The following is a 16,975-nucleotide window of genomic DNA, read 5'->3' as shown; positions in this document are numbered from 1 at the left end:
GATTTCCCTTTAAATTTCATAGACTTGGTAAGCACCCAAGATTTTATATCCAATTCCAACTGCAGTCAGCTCTTCAAGAGCGAACTGAGCCAACTTTTCCTTTGTATAATCACAATCAATAATAAAGAAATACTCGCCAAGTACCGTCTTCAAAGGACGACTTTCTATCTTGGTCAAGTCAATGCCTCGCCAGGCAAAGGTCGATAAGGCCTTGTAAAGTGCCCCTGGCATATTGTCAGGCAGGGTCAAGGCCAGCGTTAATTTGCAATCAATCTGATTGAGCGGAATCTCAGGAACGGTGTTCCCCAACACCCAAAAGCGGGTATAATTCTTTTCAATCTCCTGAATATCCTTAGCCAAGATTTGAAGACCGTATTCCTTAGCAGCTGCATGCGGAGCGATGGCCGCATATGGCTGATCTGGATTATCAGCGACAAAACGCGCCGCAAAGGCTGTACTGGCTGTTGTCTCAATCTTGGCATGTGGAAAATGCTGTTTAATATACTTTTTCCCTTGGGCAATAGCCTGTGGGTGTGAGAAGATTTTCTCAATTTTCTCATGATGTTTCGTCGCCATCAACTGCTGCTTGATGGGCTGAACAATCTCTGCCACAGCACGAATATCGGCCTGATGGAAGAGATAGTCTAAACTCTCATGAACAGAGCCCTCAATGGAATTTTCCACCGGAATGACCGCATAATCCACACGTCCCTCTTCATAAGACTTGATAACCTCGGTAATGGTACCTAGAGAAACCAATTCTGCCTCAGGAAAAGCCTTTAAGGCTGCATTATGCGTAAACGACCCACTAGGGCCCAAATAACCTACATACATTTGATAAACCTTGCTACTTCTTCTGGCGTTCGGTTATCAACTGTGACAACCAAATCTGCTAAATCTTGATAGAGTGCCATTCGACCGTCATAAATAGCCTTAAAATCCTCTTTGGAATGATTGAGAAAGAGTGGGCGCTGATTCTTGGTATCCTTTTCAATGCGATTATAGACCACATCGAAAGAAGCATGGAGCCAAACGTTATGCTTACGATTTTTCGTCAAGAGCTGACGATTGCGCTCCGTCACAACGACACCACCTCCAGTAGAGATGATGACGTCATCTCCCTCTTGAAGGAGTTCCTCCAAAGTCTCAGACTCAATCTGACGAAAGGCTGCTTCACCTTCTTTTGCAAAAAAATCAGCAATGGACATGCCGATTTTCTCCTCGATGACCTGATCCATATCCACGAAACGACCATCCAGGTATGGGGCGACGGAACTCTTACCAACTCCCATAAAGCCCAATAAAACCTTAGCCATGGAGCAATCCTTCCAAGTCACTAAAGAAACTTGGGTAACTTGTATTGATAGCTTCCGCACGTTGCAAGTCAACCTCACCATCTTGAACCAAAAGGGCAGCAATAGCTGTCATCATACCAATACGGTGGTCACCCAAGGTATTAACCTCTGCCCCATGAAGAACCGTCTTACCAGTGATAATCATACCATCCTCAGTTGGTACAATATCAGCACCCATAGCATTCAAGGCATCCGCTACCACCTGAATACGGTCAGTCTCTTTGACCTTGAGTTCTTCAGCATCACGAATCACTGTCTTACCTTGGGCTTGCGTCGCCAAGAGTGTGATAATCGGAAGTTCATCAATCAAACGTGGAATGATATCGCCACCAATTTCAGTTCCTTTAAGTTCTGAAGTTTCAACCGTAATAGTCGCAGATTTGGCAACTTGGTCAATATCTGAAAGGGTAATCTTACCACCCATATCTTTGATCACATCAATGATACCCGTACGTGTCTCGTTGATGCCGACATTTTCCAAGACAATCTTAGAGTTAGGCACCACGAGTCCCGCTACCAACCAAAAGGCCGCTGAAGAAATGTCACCTGGAACCACGACTTCTTGAGCAGTAAAGCTTTGGCCACCAGAAATACGAATTTCCTTGCCATCTACTTGAAGCTGACCACCAAACTGCTGAATCATATCCTCTGTATGATTACGTGTTTTTTCCTTTTCAATGATGACAGATTCACCATCAGCTTGAAGAGCTGCAAAAATAAGGGCAGATTTTACCTGAGCAGAGGCAACTGGCAATTGGTAATGAATAGGCTTAAGAAACTTGCTACCGTGCATTTTCAATGGTGGCAAATCACGGTCTGTTTGACCTGAAACCTCTACACCCATCTGACGCAAGGGAATGGTCACACGGTCCATAGGACGTTTTGAAAGGGAATCATCTCCAAACATCTCTACATCGAAATCTTGACCTGCAAGCACACCTGAAATCAAGCGAATAGATGTCCCAGAGTTACCCATGTCCAACTTGTTTTGAGGAGCCTTGAGACCATCAAAACCAACACCGTGAATGCGTACCACATCACCATCATCCTCGATAGTCACACCCAAATCACGGAAGACCTGCATAGTTGAGAGGACATCCTCACCTCGTAAAATATCACGAACAGTTGTCACACCTTTGGCAAGACTTCCGAACATGATAGAACGGTGACTGATTGACTTGTCACCAGGTATACGCAAGCTGCCATGAAGACCTTGGGCCTTGGTTTCTAGTTTCATAGGTTACTCCTGAAAATTTTATAGTTACTCTCATTATACCATAATCGAAAGCCCAACCATAGACTGAATTGTCAAAATATTCACTCTCTAGTATTGCCATACTTTTCTTTCAGAAAGGCAACAGCTTCTTGAACACGATTACGAATCAAGTTAGCAGATTCCTCCAAAAGAAGATTTTCCTCAGCCGACAAGGACAAGTGAACGGGAGCAGCCACCCCTTGACGTCCTAAAATAACTGGATAGCCAAGATAGGTTTGATAGGCTTCTTGATAGCTTGATACTGCCACTTCTTCTTGAGCATCCGAAAGGATAATGGCTACCAAACGAAGAGCCGCACTGGCAATGCCGTAAGAAGTATAGCCCTTACCATAAAAGACCTTGTGACCGCCCTTCATGGAAGTCATAAACAGATTTTGTCGCTCTTCTTCGCTGGTCAATTCTGTAATGTCTTGACCTTTGACCTTAACCTGACTCCAGGCTGTAAATTGGGAATTCCCATGTTCACCAAGATTGTAGCCGGATACTGATTTTGGATTGACTGACAAATCATCTCCTACCGCCGCCTTCATTCTAGACGTATCGAGTAAAGTCCCTGTCCCAATCACACGTTCTCTTGGCCAGCCTGTGAATTCCTGATAGAGGGCTGATACAGCATCTACAGGATTCGAGATAACCAAGAGTATGCCTTTAAAATCCAATTTTTTAAGCTCCTGAGAAACCTGATAAACAGCTTCTCGAGTAAATGGAAATTCAGCAAAGCGGTCCTCACCAGCATTATGCTGTAACTGAATGTTTCCAAGAGATGAAATAATCACATCAGCATCTTCAAGTGCTACATAATCATTGACAACAATGTTTGCATAGCTAGGTAGATTTGCCATAGCATCCTTAAAATCCTGGGCATCTGCCTCGGCCTTCTTCTCATTGATATCTATAAAGACATAGCTATCAGCCAAGCCTTGAGCAATTGCTCCATGAGCAACTGCAGCTCCAACATTTCCCATACCAATAATTCCAATCTTACGACTCATCATTTTCCTCCTTAATATTTCTAGTTTCTTCCTTGGACAATCTCTTTTGAATGCAGAAAAGGGCCTGTCAATTGACACACCCTCTCTGATTAACTATTCAATTCTTGCAAAGGTTTGAAGATGATACGTTCAATATCATTCAAATAAACAGACAAACCTTGTTGTGCAGCCAAGTATTCTTTCAAAAGTGCATTAGCTTCTACCTTTTGACCCAATTCTTGAACAGCTGCTTGTTCTTCTGCTGTTGGCATTGTACCAGCTTGCATTTTAGCATAGAAATCCTCTTGGAAATCAGTAAACTCTTTGAAAAGAGCGCTAGCTTCAGCATCAGCTGCAATCGCTTCTTTTTTCTCTACCAAAGTTTTGTACTCAGGAAGGGCACGAATGCCACGTTCCAACTCATTTGCTAAATCATAAATATTTGTCATTTTATTCTCCTAGGCAATCACCACATGATAATCCGTATTGGCTTCAATAACAGTCTTAGCATGTGTGCGATCTTTTTCATTTTTAAAAGTAATTTGGAGGATACCGTGAATATCCTCACGATTTTCCTCATTAATACGAAGGTTAACCAAAGACGTTCCTCGTAGCAATTCCATAATGCTAAGGATAACATCTTCTCGGTCAGGCACATCCACGAAAATATCGAAGGCACTTTCCACGCCACCTTTTTTGTGAATTTCCATCTCTTTACGTTTCTTACGACCGTTGTCAAAGAACTCCCAAATGGCATTCTCATCTTCAGCCTTAATCAAGTCGGCCACATAGTCCAAACGTTTTTTGAAATCTTCAATACGATCCAAAACAGCTGGCCCATTGGTCATGAGAATGGAAGCCCACATGCCAGGTTCACTTTCTGCAATACGGGTCATATCTCGGAAGCCCCCAGCCGCAAAGTGATTGGTCATCTCGTGAGCCTGAGCATAATCAGCTGCCTGCTCCATAAGTCCAGAAGCCAAAAGATGTGGAAAATGACTGATTTGACTGGTTACACGGTCATGTTCAGCCGCATCAATCTCCACAAATCGTGACTTAAGCCCTGACAAGATGTCCTTAAGTTCAGGGATAGTTGTCTCTCTTGTTAGACTCGTCGGTGTGAAAATATAATAGGCATTTTCGAAAAGTGTCACGTCAGCTGCAATAGCCCCTGATTTATGGGAACCAGCCATAGGGTGAGAACCCACAAACTGAACATTTTTACCTGTTAGGTAACGTTCAGCTGCCTCAACGATATCCAACTTAGTAGACCCTGCGTCTGTGATGATGACATTATCTTTGAGCTCCAAGTCAGCCAACTCCTTCAAGTAGGCCACAGTTTGCTTAATTGGCACTGCAAGGATAATAACATCCGCAAGGGGAGCAAATTCTTTGAAATCACTTGTTGCACGGTCAACAATACCACGCTCAAGCGCAATATTTCGAGAATAGTCAGAGCGATTATATCCAAGAATCTCATAATCAGGGTGATCTCTTTTAATCCCTAAGGCCAAGGAGCCACCAATCAAGCCCAATCCTGCGATATAAATAGTTTTCTTACTCATTACTACTCCCATCTATTGTCTGATGCTGCTTAAAAGTTTTTCACATAGTCACGGTGACGTGCTACCGCTTCTTTCAATTCTTCCATGTTGTCAGAAGAGAATTTGTCCAAGATTTCATTGGCTACGACTGTAGCGACTACGGATTCCATAACGACACCCGCTGCAGGCAAGGCCGTTGGATCTGAACGCTCAACTGTTGCCTTGTAAGGTTCATGTGTTTCGATATCTACTGACATCAATGGCTTGTATAGGGTTGGAATAGGTTTCATAACCCCACGGACCACAATCGGTTGCCCGTTGGTCATACCACCTTCAAAACCACCAAGGTTGTTAGTGCGACGCGTATAGCCGTCCTCTTCATTCCAGAGAATCTCGTCCATCACTTGAGAGCCCTTGAGGTAGCCATCCTTAAAACCAAGACCAAATTCTACACCCTTGAAGGCATTGATGGAAACCACTGCTTGAGCAATCTTAGCATCAAGTTTGGTATCCCATTGGACATAAGAACCAAGGCCAACAGGGACGCCGCCAACAACAGTTTCAACGACACCACCAATTGTGTCTCCCTCTTTTTTGATTTGGTCAATGTAATCTTTAATTTCTTGTTCACGTTCTTGGTTAACGACTGAAATCTCTGATTGTTGAGCCAATTCCTTGATTTGAGCTACTGTCAAATTCTCAGGCACATCAATTTCCTTACCACCAAAGACAACAACATGGTTAGCAATTTCAATATCGAGCTCAGCCAAGATACGTTTAGCGACAGCACCTACTGCCACACGCATAGTTGTTTCACGCGCACTAGAACGCTCCAAGGAATTACGCAAATCATCGAAACGGTATTTCATTCCACCAACCAAGTCAGCATGTCCTGGACGTGGGTGAGTGATTTTACGTTTGGTTTTCAAACGGTCTTCAATGTCTTCCACAGCCATGATGTCCAACCATTTTTGATGGTCCTTATTGATAACATGAAGGGTGATTGGAGCCCCTGTTGTTTTCCCATGACGAACACCAGAAGTGATTTCAACTTTATCAGACTCAATTTTCATACGGCCACCACGACCATAACCACCTTGGCGGCGTTTCAAATCAGCATTGATATCTTCAGCCGTCAAGGGAAGACCAGCTGGAACACCTTCGATAATTGCTGTTAAACGTGGGCCATGAGACTCACCTGCTGTTAAATATCTCATTTATTTCTCCAAGTACTCTTTCATTTCAACTAAAGGAATCTGATTGATAGCTGCCTTACCAATCTCTGGAACGATAACTGTCTTAATGCTATTGCCACGAGCTTTTTTATCATGTGTGAGGGCTGTATAGAGCTCCTCAACACGCCATGGCTCATAGTCTACTGGCAAGCCAAATTTGACACACATCTCAGCGATTTGACGTGTGATCCCCTTAGGCATCAGACCTTTTTCCTCAGCAACTCGTGAAATCTGAACCATTCCGATAGCTACCGCTTCACCGTGCATGACTTTACCGTAACCAGCTGTTTGTTCAACGGCATGCCCAATCGTATGACCAAAGTTTAGGTACATACGGACACCACCTTCAAACTCATCTTCAACCACAATTTTACGCTTCACATTACATGAACGGTAAATAATGGTTTCTGAGTTTTCTAGGATACTGTGAACTGAACCATCAATGCTTTCAAGCAAGTACCAAAGCTCAGGATCGTCAATTAAACCGTATTTGACAACCTCACCCATACCTTCAATCAATTCACGTTTACCAAGTGTCTCAAGAACATTAGGGTCAATCAAAACCCCATCAGGCTGAGCAAAAGTTCCCACGATATTTTTAGCAAATGGTGTGTTCACACCTGTCTTACCACCAATAGATGAATCCACCTGGGCAGTTAGACTAGTTGGAACCTGAACGAAGTGAATCCCACGCATATAGGTCGAAGCGACAAAGCCTGCCAAATCACCAACAACGCCACCACCAAGAGCAAGAATCCCATCACTACGAGTCATGCCATTCTTAATCAAAAACTCATAAGCCTTATTAACAGTTTTAAGATTTTTACTTGCTTCACCTTCTAAGAAATCAAAAACGACTACCTCAAAACCTTCGTGCTCCAAGCTAAGCTTAACTTTTTCTGCATATAGAGCTCCCACATGATTGTCTGTGATGAGTGCAATCTTTTGCGGTTCCCAAAGTGACTTCACCCATTGACCGACGGTCTTAAGGGCTCCTTTTTCAATAATAATGTCATAAGGGTTATGTGTTAAATTTACCTCTAGTTTCATAGTCGTCCCCTCCTAGCTATTGTAAATATTTTCTAATTCCTGCCAAATGGCGTCTGTTGGCATGTCCTTGCCGGTCCACAATTTAAAGGCACCTGCCGCTTGATGAAGCAACATGCCAAGTCCATTCACAGCCTCGATTCCCTGTTTTCTAGCCAAGGCCAAGAAAGGTGTTTCAAAAGGCTGATAAATGATATCAGCAACCAAGAGTCCCTTAGGAAATTTTGTGTCTGTAGGAATAGGCAAGGATTCGCCATCCATCCCAACACTCGTCGCATTCACCAATAAATCAGCCTGGCCTAGTTCCTCTTGAAAATACTCAAAATCATTTAAAGCATGAAACTCCAAGTGGCAAGTTGCCTGTTCAAGTAAGGACTTAAAACTTTCTTTTGCCTTATCCAATGACTGAGGGCGAACATAGACACTGACTTTTTTTGCACCATCAAGAACTGACTGCGTCACAATAGCTTTAGCGGCACCACCAGCACCCAAAATCATCAGATGAGCGTCTCTAGGGCTAAAGTCCTTTAGACTAGCAAAGAAGCCAAAACCGTCCGTATTATGACCAATCAAATGACCATCACGATTAACAACTGTATTGACGGCACCAATCAGTTGAGCTGCAGGACTAATTTCATCCAAAAAAGGAATGACTGCTTCCTTATATGGCATCGACAAGTTGATACCGAACATGTTGTAACGTCTAATATTTTCAACTGTCTCGGCTAGGTCTGACTCTGGAATCTCCCAGGCCACATAAACACCATTAACTTGTGTCTTTTCGAAGGCCAAATTATGAATGAATGGTGAAATGGAATGCTTGATAGGATTGGCAACAACAGCCGCTAAGCGTGTGTGTCCATCAATCTGCATCCAAAACCTCCATGATTCTGCGCATGTCTGCTAAACTAATTTGTCCTGGCGCACTGGCATTATCAAGACTAGCAAAGGTCCATGATGAACCCATCAAGTCGCCAGCAAGACGTGACATACGACCTAGTTTACCCATTGACATGGTCACAAACTCTTGCTCAGGATTATAGACCTTAAAACCACGTGTGAAGTTCATAAGGTCAAGAACATCCTGCTCATGCTTAGGCATAACCGCCACCTTAACCACCCTTGGCGTTAGGTTTGTCATTTCTGACAAAAGCTCCATGAGGTTTTCAGGTGTCTCCTCAAAGTTATGATAAGACAAAACCAAGTTTGAAAAATCCAGCATTTGGTCAAAGACAGCCTTACGAGTGAAATACTCAAAATCAATATAATCTGGCGAGTAGATAGCAGCGACATCCTCAATTAGTGCGACATATTCCGCATCCGTTAACTCAAGCTTGCCACCCTCACGCGTTGTACGGATGGTAAAGACAATCTCAAAGCCTGCGAATTTCTCGAAAATAGCTGGAGCAACCGTTAAGATACTATCCTTATCTAAAAAATCTGCACGCCATTCTATAATGTCTGCCCCCTCAAAACGAGACAGTTCAAGCTCTTGTGCCTCCTCTAAACTAGTTGGCATAATCGGAACTACAATTTTCATTTATTTACCCTTATTGTGTATACTTTCAAATAATTTGATGTTGGATCATTAGGATTGACGGTAAAATCCGCTGGTAATTGTTGCAGGTTAACGAAGTCCGCTGTAACATCTCCCAAACCCTTACGCAGTTGTTTTTTAAACTGTTGCACGGTCATATTAGCAGCATTGGTACTTGCAATGATTGTCCCATGCTCTGATAAAATATCAAGACTCTGTGCAATTAACTTGTGGTAATCCTTATTTGCTGAGAAAGTGCGTTTCTTATTTCTGGCAAAGCTTGGCGGATCGATGACGATAAGGTCATAAGATAAGCCTTTTTTCTTTGCATATTTGAAATAATCAAAGACATCCATCACGACCAAGCGATGATTGTCCATACTGAAACCATTAGCTTCAAAATGAGCCGTCGATAATTCACGTGAACGCTTAGCCAAATCAACTGATGTCGTTTCAATCGCTCCACCCATAGCCGCAGCAACTGAAAAAGCTGCCGTATAGGAGAACATATTCAAAACTGATTTACCCAAAGCTAGGCCATTAACTAAACCATCACGCACTTCATGCTGATCAAGGAAAATTCCCGTCATTAGCCCATCATTGAGGAAAACTTCATAAGTGACCCCATTTTCTAAAATGGTGAAGGTATCAGCCGCCTCCTGCCCAAAAAGATGGTCTGATTCGAAATCAAGACCCTTGAAGCGGATTTTCTCATAGCCTCCCAAGACCTCAGGAAAGACCGTTTGGAAAGCCTCTACAATAACATCCTTCAAGGAATAAACAAAGGCATTGTACCATGAAAAGAGGGCATAATCCCCATATAAATCAATTGTGAGTCCACCAAAATCGTCACCATCTTGGTTGAAAAGACGAAAAGCTGTCGTCAACTCATTATCATAATAGGATTGACGTTTGGCCTTAGCCCTTTCAAAAAGTCCTTGAAAATAAGTCACTGTCAATTTTTCTTTATTAGGGGACAGAAACCATCCTATCCCCTTATTTTGACTTGACAAATAGCCCGTTCCTAAAAAATCTTTGGACTGGCTATAAAGGTAAACCAACTGATTATTTTCAGTTATATTTGGAAAATCTTCTGCTAAAAGAAGCTGTTTTCCTTGTTTGATTTTTTTCTCCGCAAAGGGACTTACCGTCAATATACTCATGTTACCATTATACCAAAAAAATGCTATTATTTCTGTTTCGTAACTAGATTTTATCAATTTTATGTCAAGGAATATCACACTCAATGGCAGTAAATTTTTGAGAGTCATTATCTTATTTGGTATAATGATTAAGATAATATAGAATCAAAGGAAGTATTACTTTGAAAAAAATTAATGAAGCCTTTTGGAAAGGAGTTTCATCAAGACTTGGATTTATCCTCTTGTTACTCTTCTTTTACTGGCTAAAAACCATATTCGCTTATTACGTCAACATTAATCTTGAGTTGGAAAGCAGATATCAGGTTATGCTTTCGCTGATTAACCCTATTCCACTAGGATTAATGCTTCTAGGTTTAGGACTATACTTCAAGAAACGACGTTTCTTTTATAGTATTACCATTGCTATCTATGTCATCCTTAACCTCTTACTTATTGCTAATGTGATTTACTTTGGAGAGTTTACAGACTTCATCACTGTAAATACCATCCTAGCAAGTTCTAGTTCGGCAGCAGGACTAGGAGACTCCGCCAAGAACCTTCTTGAGCCAAGCTATCTCTTCTACCTGATTGATGTACCTTTCTTCATCTATGCTGGTTTCAGGAAGAAGCTTAAGATGGACAGCAAGCCATTTAACAAACGAGCTAGTTTTGCCGTCACTGCACTATCGACACTCCTTCTCTCAGTTAACCTCTTCTTAGCGGAAGTTAACCGTGGCGAGTTGTTGACACGTGGTTTCTCAAATAACTATATTGTTCGTGCTATGGGGATTCCCTTCTTCACAGCCTATTCTGGTAACTTAACTTATCAGGCCTCACAGGCTCGTTCATCTGCAACAGCTGAGGATATGAAAAAGGTTGAAGCTTACGTTAAAGAGCACTATGCAGCACCTGATCCTAAGTATTATGGAATTGCTAAAGGAAGAAACGTCATCGTTATTCACCTGGAAAGCTTCCAACAGTTCCTCATTGATTACAAGCTCAAAGTAGACGGTCAAGACTATGAGGTTACACCATTCATCAATTCCATTTACCACTCAAACGAAACCCTAGCCTTTTCAAACTTCTTCCACCAAGTTAAATCAGGGAAAACTTCTGATGCTGAAACCTTGATGGAAACGTCTCTCTTTGGACTAAGTACAGGGTCATACATGGTAAACTATGGTGGTACCAATACAGCCTATGCTGCGCCATCTATCCTAGCTCAAACAGGCGACTATACGTCAGCTGTTTTCCACGGAAACACTGGATCCTTCTGGAATCGTAATAATACCTATAAACAATGGGGTTATAACTACTTCTTTGACTCATCAGCCTTCACTGAAAAAACTGATGAAAACTCCTTCCAGTATGGTCTAAATGACAAGTACATGTTCCCAGATTCCATCAAATATCTGGAACAAATGCAACAACCTTTCTACGTTAAATACCTTACAGTATCTAACCACTACCCATACACTTCACTCTCAGGCGATGAAAAGGAACAAGGTTTCCCACTCGCTGAAACAAAAGACGAAACAGTCAACGGATATTTTGCAACAGCTAACTATCTTGACTCAGCAATCAAAGACTTCTTTGATTACCTTAAGGAAACCGGTCTTTACGATAACTCGATTATTGTCATGTACGGTGACCACTATGGTATCTCTGATACACGAAGCAGCAATCTTGCTGAACTTCTCGGTAAGAACCCTGAAACTTGGTCAAACTATGATAAAGCCATGCTTCAACGTGTTCCTTACATGATTCATATTCCAGGTTATACTGGTGGTGGTATCTCTAACACCTTTGGTGGTGAGGTCGATGCCCTTCCAACTCTCCTTCACATTCTTGGTGTTGACACCAGCTCTTATATCCAGATGGGACAAGACCTCCTATCTCCTGATAACAAGCAAATTGTCGCATTTAGAACCTCAGGTCAATATGTTACTCCTCAATACACTAGCTATTCTGGTCGACTCTATAATACTCAAACAGGGGAAGAAATTACCAACCCTGATGAAACGACTAAAAAGGATAACGAAGCCATTCGTAAGGCAGTAGCCACTCAGCTTTCAATGAGTGACGCTGTTCAAACAGGTGACCTCCTTCGTTTCTATACGCCAAATGGTTTGAAACCTGTTGATTCTAGCAAAATTTCCTACACTAAACAGATGGATCAACTGAAACAGATCAACAAAAAGCTGAAAGATAAATCAACTAGCCTCTACAAGCAAAAAGGCAATAAATCAACAGCTGATCTATTCAAGACCCCATCTTACAAGGAGCTACATCCTGCAGAATCCGAATCAAGCTCTAGCTCAAGTTCGGGTGAATCAGAGCCAAGCAGCTCTTCAACGGAACAACAATAACCCCTAAAGGCAGTCCAATATGGACTGCCTTTTTTAGATTAAAAAAGTTTCAATACCACTTGGCTGCAAAATTGTAACTCTCATCTCACTAGTTACTCTCAAACATATTTCTTGCTAGTTTGCTATAAGCGTGATTAAATAGGATTTGTAAGAAAACTTATAAAGGAGAACCGATATGAATCCAATGGAATTATTTAACCAAGTAAAAGAAATGATCGAAAAGAAAGATTTCGAAGCTGCTAAAAAGTTTGTCGATGAAAATAAAGATGATTTGGGCGAGTACTTCGACCAAGCTAAATCTCTTGTTTCAGGTAACGAAATGGTCAGTGGCGCTTTAGACAAGATTAAAGGTCTATTCTAAGACTAAATCCCCGCAGTCAATAGGATTGCGGGGGCTTTTTATGTCTAGAAGTCCTATTTAGAGACGGTGCCTAGCTTAGTCAAAAGTTCTTTAGAACAAGCAAAAAAAGGGCTCTTTGTCAACTGTAGTGGGTGACGAAAAGCTAACATCTAGAGAGAACCTGATAGGTTTTCTCTTTTTGTATGTTCAGAGTGATGAAAACACGCTTCCTAAAGTTAATAAAGTTTCTAAAACCGAAGCCCAGACGTTTAATATCTTTGATAAGCTTATTGGTCCCCTCCAATTTTGCATTTGAGTAATGTGTTTCTAGTGCATTTTTGATGTATTGTTTATGTTTACGAAAAGTCCTAAAGACTGTTTTGAAGTAATGATTGACCTTGCTTATATTCTCCTCTATGAGTTCAAAAAACTCATCCCCCCTCTTCTCCTGAAAGTGAAAAAGCAAAAGCTGATAGAGGTTATAATAATTGGTGAGTTCTTCTGAGAAATTCAGTGTCTTCTCAACGACTTCATGTGGGCATAATGTTTGATGGAAGGTCTTTGAGTAAAAAGGGTTGAGAGATAACTTACGGCTGTCCTTTTGGAAGAGTCTCCAGTGATTTTTTAAAGCTCGATAAGGTAGTGACTTCTTATCAAACTGGTTCATAATCGCAATTCTTGTCTTTAAAAAGGCACGTCCAAGGTGCTGGATGATGTGGAAACGATCAATAATGATTTCGGCATTTGGAAAAAGTCTTCGAGCTAGTGGCATATAGGCTCCTGACATGTCCATCGTGATAAACCGTACCTTTTGTCGTACTTTCAATGGATACTTCAAAAAGTAGTTTCGAATAGTGGTTTGACGGCGATTATCAAGGATGGTTATGAGTTTGTTTGTCTCATAGTTTTGAGCCACAAAAGCGAGTTCACCTTTCTTGAACCCAAACTCATCCCAGGACATAACAGCTGGGAGTTTGTCATAATGTTCCTTGAAAGTAAACTGGTCAAGTTTACGATAGACAGTGGACGTCGATACACGAAGTCTTCTGGCAATATCCGTTAGTGATACCTTCTCAGTTAGAAGTTGTGCAACCTTTTGTCGAACAAGATTGGAGATTTGGCAGTTTTTCTCAACGATTGATGTCTTAGCTACCGTGACTCTCCTACACACTTTACACTGGAAGCGACGTTTCTTCAGACGTAGTAGTGTTGGAGTTCCAGCTTGTTCAAGAAGAGGGATTTTAGAAGTCTTTTGAAAGTCGTACTTGATCATCTTTCCATGGCAATGAGGACATGATGGTGCAGGGTAATCAAGTTTTGCATGAATCTCGATATGAGTGTTAGTTTCAAAAACAAGTGAAATAATGATGTTAGGGTCTTTAATTCCAATTAATTCTGTGGTATTCTTAATAAGTCTCATGAGTTCTTCCTAATGATGGTTTGGTCGCTTTTCATTATAGTTCTTATGGGACTTTTTGTGTACACTTAAAAAGCTCTATAATCTCTACAGTGGTTTTACCCACTACAGAAATTATAGAGCCTTTAATTTAAGATGATCAGCGTTTTTGAATAACGGTTATTTTTCTGATGAAATAAGCGTAGCAACAAAATATGATACTTGCCAATAGACTAATCACTAAACCTGTCTTAAGACCATAGGGAATGAAGGTTAGAACAACTTTACCTTTCCCACTAGGGACATCAACTTTCATGAACCCCTTTTGGGCTCGTTGAATCTTAACTTTTTTATGGTTTATAGTCGCTGTCCACCCCTTATCGTATGGAATGGTGAAGAATAGTGAGGCATTCGTTTTACTACTATAATCAACGAACACTTTATTATTTGACGTCGTAACCTTGCTATCACGTTCATTAATAGTATCCATAGCTATCTGATAGTTGTGAGTATCAAGGGCATAAAAACTAGGATTATCAAAAGATATTGCTTTATTGCCAGGAAAACTAAGTTTGATGGTAACCATTGATTCTGTTTCAAAGTAGCCAAGATCGAAGAAATCGAAGGTATTGTCAGTAACTTGATTCCTTGTCACACCATTTACAGTAATTGACAGAGAGTGGTTATTGTCATCGGACCAAGAAATATTAGGAACACTAACATAGAGTTGACTATGTGGTGGAGCGATGACTCGATAGGTGATTGTTACAAAATCTTTATTCGAGTTACTAACGTTTTTAGCCACGCGCTGATTCAAAGACTTAGCATCTTGATCAAAAAGTTGAGATGGAGCTCGTTTAAAATAGGTTAAGTTAAGTCCAGATAGAGCATTTAGCAAGCTAGTTTGATTGTCAAGCGTATTGACAGTGAAGTCAATATTCTTGTAAATGCCATCAGTTAAGATAGCAAGCTGACTTGCATTATTATTTTGATAAAGCCCCATTGTTTTCTCAGAAGTTACGTGATTAAAACCATACTTATTAAGGTCAAAGTTCGATAAATTATATTTTATTCCGAAGAGACTATCAGCGATAATGGTGTTATTTTGGTAACGTAGGTTTAAATTAGTCCCTTCAGATTTGAAGCCTAACCTATCGAGTGTTGAGCTTGAAGCAGTATTTCGAATGGATGAAAACTGAGAAATACCATTATAGTTAAATTTCATACTGTCGTTACCAGTTTGAGCCTCTAACCTTTCAGTACGGTAAAAAGTCTTATTCGCTTGCTTAGTATCTGAAACTAGTTTTGTAATGGCAGACATATTTCGTAGGTAGCCTTCACGAGTTGGGAATACCCACTCATTTCCCAGAGCTCCAACAACATAGTAAGTACTTAATGCAAGCTCAAAAATGCAGAACAAGAAGGTGAAACAGCGAAAAACACTCCCAGGAATTTGCTGTCTAAAATAGCTAATAAATAGAATGGCATAGGCTAGAAGAAATGCTAGGCTTAATAGCCAGGAGACTGATTCAATGAAGCTATAGTGAGATTGGAAAATCCAAGTTAGTAAGTAAGCGGTACTCAATCCTAAGAAAGATATGAGGAGTCTTTTAAAAGAAAAGTTTTTAATTCGGTTGAGTGTTTCTCCTGCCAAAAGAACAATTAGGAGAGATAGGAGCCAAGAATAGCGATGGAGAAACATGTTGGGTGCATGCATTCCTTGCCAAAACAAATCAAGAGGCTGTAAGTAGAAGCTAGCGATAAAGAAAGCTACTAATAGGAGATAACCTATACGTAATGATAGCTTGACTTCCCTACTAATAAAGAAAAGTAGAAAAAGAATCAAAGGTAAGATTCCCACATAGATCATAGGTATTGACCCAAATTTAGTAGTATCGTAAACTCCAACGAGATTTTTCGCAAAGAAGTCAAAATAATAGGTGGACTCTGTCAACAAACTTGACGCACCTGTAAACTTTTCACCATGTGTGGTCAAGTCAAGTAGTGTAGGCAGTAACATGACAGCACTACTTAAACCAGCAAGTATAGAAACAATTCCAAAGTCTATGAAATGAAGAATCTTACTCTTCCATCCCTTGATAGTTATCAATTGTACTATGGTGTAAAGGGTTAGGAAAATAGCCATCATATAACCAAAATAGTAATTTTGGATAAAAAGACAGGTTAGGCTAAAAAAGTATAAGCCCCGTTTATTGAATCTTAGTAAGAGGTGTAAACCTAATATGATTAGAGGTGCTAGAATAAAGGCATCTAGCCAGGTATTAATTTCTAACTGACTGGTAGCGAAGCTCATCAAAGAAAATCCTGTAGAAAGACATAGGATGAAACTTCTTGACACTTTTGTAAAGAGCCGCTTAAAACTAAAAGCTCCTGATAACCCAATAAGCCCGAATTTAAGGAGTGTTATATAATAAAAAGCATCGGCCATTTGGTTGACAGTAAAGAAATAGTAAAGTGGAGACAAGAAGGAACCTAGGTAATAGCTTGTTAGAGCATAGAAATTAAGCCCTAGACCACTTGTAAAGGTGTAAAAGAGGCTCCCATTTCCATGAAGTATATTCCGAAGTCCAGTTGCAAAAATCACATACTGATGAAAACCATCACTTGTTAAAATAGTCCGCTCACTACCAGGATAGATTTTTTGGCTATACAGCACCCCTATCATGATTAGTACGGGCAAGAAAAAAGCAGCCAGATAAAATAATAAAGTCGTATGGTATTTTTTATTTGTCATAATGATAC

14 protein-coding genes and 1 pseudogene are annotated in these 16,975 nt (G+C 40.7%); 2 read left to right on the top strand and 13 right to left on the bottom strand.

Translation table 11 applies throughout. The annotated features are described in order from the left end of the window. Nucleotides 1-9: 9 nt before the first annotated feature. From pheA to HMPREF2979_RS03335, 11 genes are all read right to left on the bottom strand, one after another. The gene (pheA, locus tag HMPREF2979_RS03385) at nt 10-834 is read right to left on the bottom strand and encodes a prephenate dehydratase (protein ID WP_002890467.1); all 825 of its coding nucleotides are present in this window, start codon (nt 832-834) and stop codon (nt 10-12) included. Further along, nucleotides 825-1,316: a shikimate kinase gene (locus HMPREF2979_RS03380; RefSeq protein WP_070655119.1), complete on the bottom strand. Its 492-nt coding sequence runs from the start codon at nt 1,314-1,316 to the stop codon at nt 825-827. Before HMPREF2979_RS03380 ends, pheA begins: the two co-directional genes overlap by 10 nt. Continuing rightward, nucleotides 1,309-2,592, bottom strand: coding sequence for a 3-phosphoshikimate 1-carboxyvinyltransferase (gene aroA, locus HMPREF2979_RS03375; RefSeq protein WP_070655117.1), 1,284 nt, complete (start codon nt 2,590-2,592; stop codon nt 1,309-1,311). Before aroA ends, HMPREF2979_RS03380 begins: the two co-directional genes overlap by 8 nt. Nucleotides 2,593-2,672: 80 nt before the next feature. Further along, nucleotides 2,673-3,623: an L-lactate dehydrogenase gene (locus tag HMPREF2979_RS03370; RefSeq protein WP_070655115.1), complete on the bottom strand. Its 951-nt coding sequence runs from the start codon at nt 3,621-3,623 to the stop codon at nt 2,673-2,675. A gap of 89 nt (nt 3,624-3,712) precedes the next feature. After that, a complete protein-coding gene (locus tag HMPREF2979_RS03365; RefSeq protein ID WP_002890462.1) occupies nt 3,713-4,051 on the bottom strand; it encodes a YlbF/YmcA family competence regulator in 339 nt (112 codons plus the stop codon). A gap of 9 nt (nt 4,052-4,060) precedes the next feature. Then, a complete protein-coding gene (locus tag HMPREF2979_RS03360) occupies nt 4,061-5,167 on the bottom strand; it encodes a prephenate dehydrogenase (RefSeq protein WP_022496016.1) in 1,107 nt (368 codons plus the stop codon). A 29-nt stretch (nt 5,168-5,196) separates the two neighbouring features. Next, complete coding sequence (gene aroC / locus HMPREF2979_RS03355) at nt 5,197-6,363, bottom strand: chorismate synthase (RefSeq protein WP_070439237.1); 1,167 nt, start codon at nt 6,361-6,363, stop codon at nt 5,197-5,199. Beyond that, nucleotides 6,364-7,431: a 3-dehydroquinate synthase gene (gene aroB, locus HMPREF2979_RS03350; RefSeq protein WP_014633389.1), complete on the bottom strand. Its 1,068-nt coding sequence runs from the start codon at nt 7,429-7,431 to the stop codon at nt 6,364-6,366. Between the two features lie 12 nt (nt 7,432-7,443). Then, nucleotides 7,444-8,301: a shikimate dehydrogenase gene (locus HMPREF2979_RS03345; RefSeq protein WP_070655113.1), complete on the bottom strand. Its 858-nt coding sequence runs from the start codon at nt 8,299-8,301 to the stop codon at nt 7,444-7,446. Then, complete coding sequence (gene aroD / locus HMPREF2979_RS03340; RefSeq protein ID WP_070655111.1) at nt 8,291-8,968, bottom strand: type I 3-dehydroquinate dehydratase; 678 nt, start codon at nt 8,966-8,968, stop codon at nt 8,291-8,293. The genes HMPREF2979_RS03345 and aroD overlap by 11 nt, the downstream gene beginning before the upstream one ends. Then, nucleotides 8,965-10,128 carry a class I SAM-dependent rRNA methyltransferase gene (locus HMPREF2979_RS03335; protein WP_070655109.1) on the bottom strand — a complete coding sequence of 388 codons (1,164 nt, stop codon included), beginning with the start codon at nt 10,126-10,128 and terminating at the stop codon, nt 8,965-8,967. The genes aroD and HMPREF2979_RS03335 overlap by 4 nt, the downstream gene beginning before the upstream one ends. Before the next feature lie 161 nt (nt 10,129-10,289). On the opposite strand from HMPREF2979_RS03335, the gene HMPREF2979_RS03330 reads away from it, so the two are divergent. Both HMPREF2979_RS03330 and HMPREF2979_RS03325 read left to right on the top strand, forming a co-directional pair. Next, nucleotides 10,290-12,476, top strand: a complete 2,187-nt coding sequence (locus HMPREF2979_RS03330; RefSeq protein WP_070655107.1) for an LTA synthase family protein — start codon at nt 10,290-10,292, stop codon at nt 12,474-12,476. A gap of 175 nt (nt 12,477-12,651) precedes the next feature. Continuing rightward, nucleotides 12,652-12,837, top strand: a complete 186-nt coding sequence (locus HMPREF2979_RS03325) for a hypothetical protein (protein ID WP_002886071.1) — start codon at nt 12,652-12,654, stop codon at nt 12,835-12,837. 149 nt (nt 12,838-12,986) lie between these two features. Here HMPREF2979_RS03325 and HMPREF2979_RS03320 read toward each other — a convergent pair. Next, nucleotides 12,987-14,236 (bottom strand): annotated as a pseudogene (locus HMPREF2979_RS03320) (ISL3 family transposase). 136 nt (nt 14,237-14,372) lie between these two features. Continuing rightward, entirely contained in the window at nt 14,373-16,967 is a 2,595-nt protein-coding gene (locus HMPREF2979_RS03315) for a YfhO family protein (RefSeq protein ID WP_070655105.1), read from the bottom strand. Nucleotides 16,968-16,975: the final 8 nt, after the last annotated feature.

It is taken from the genome of Streptococcus sp. HMSC078H12 (genome assembly GCF_001814615.1).
Lineage (GTDB): Bacteria > Bacillota > Bacilli > Lactobacillales > Streptococcaceae > Streptococcus > Streptococcus salivarius_F.
Note: the sequence above shows the minus strand (reverse complement) of the source record. Positions and strands in the feature narration are given on the sequence as shown.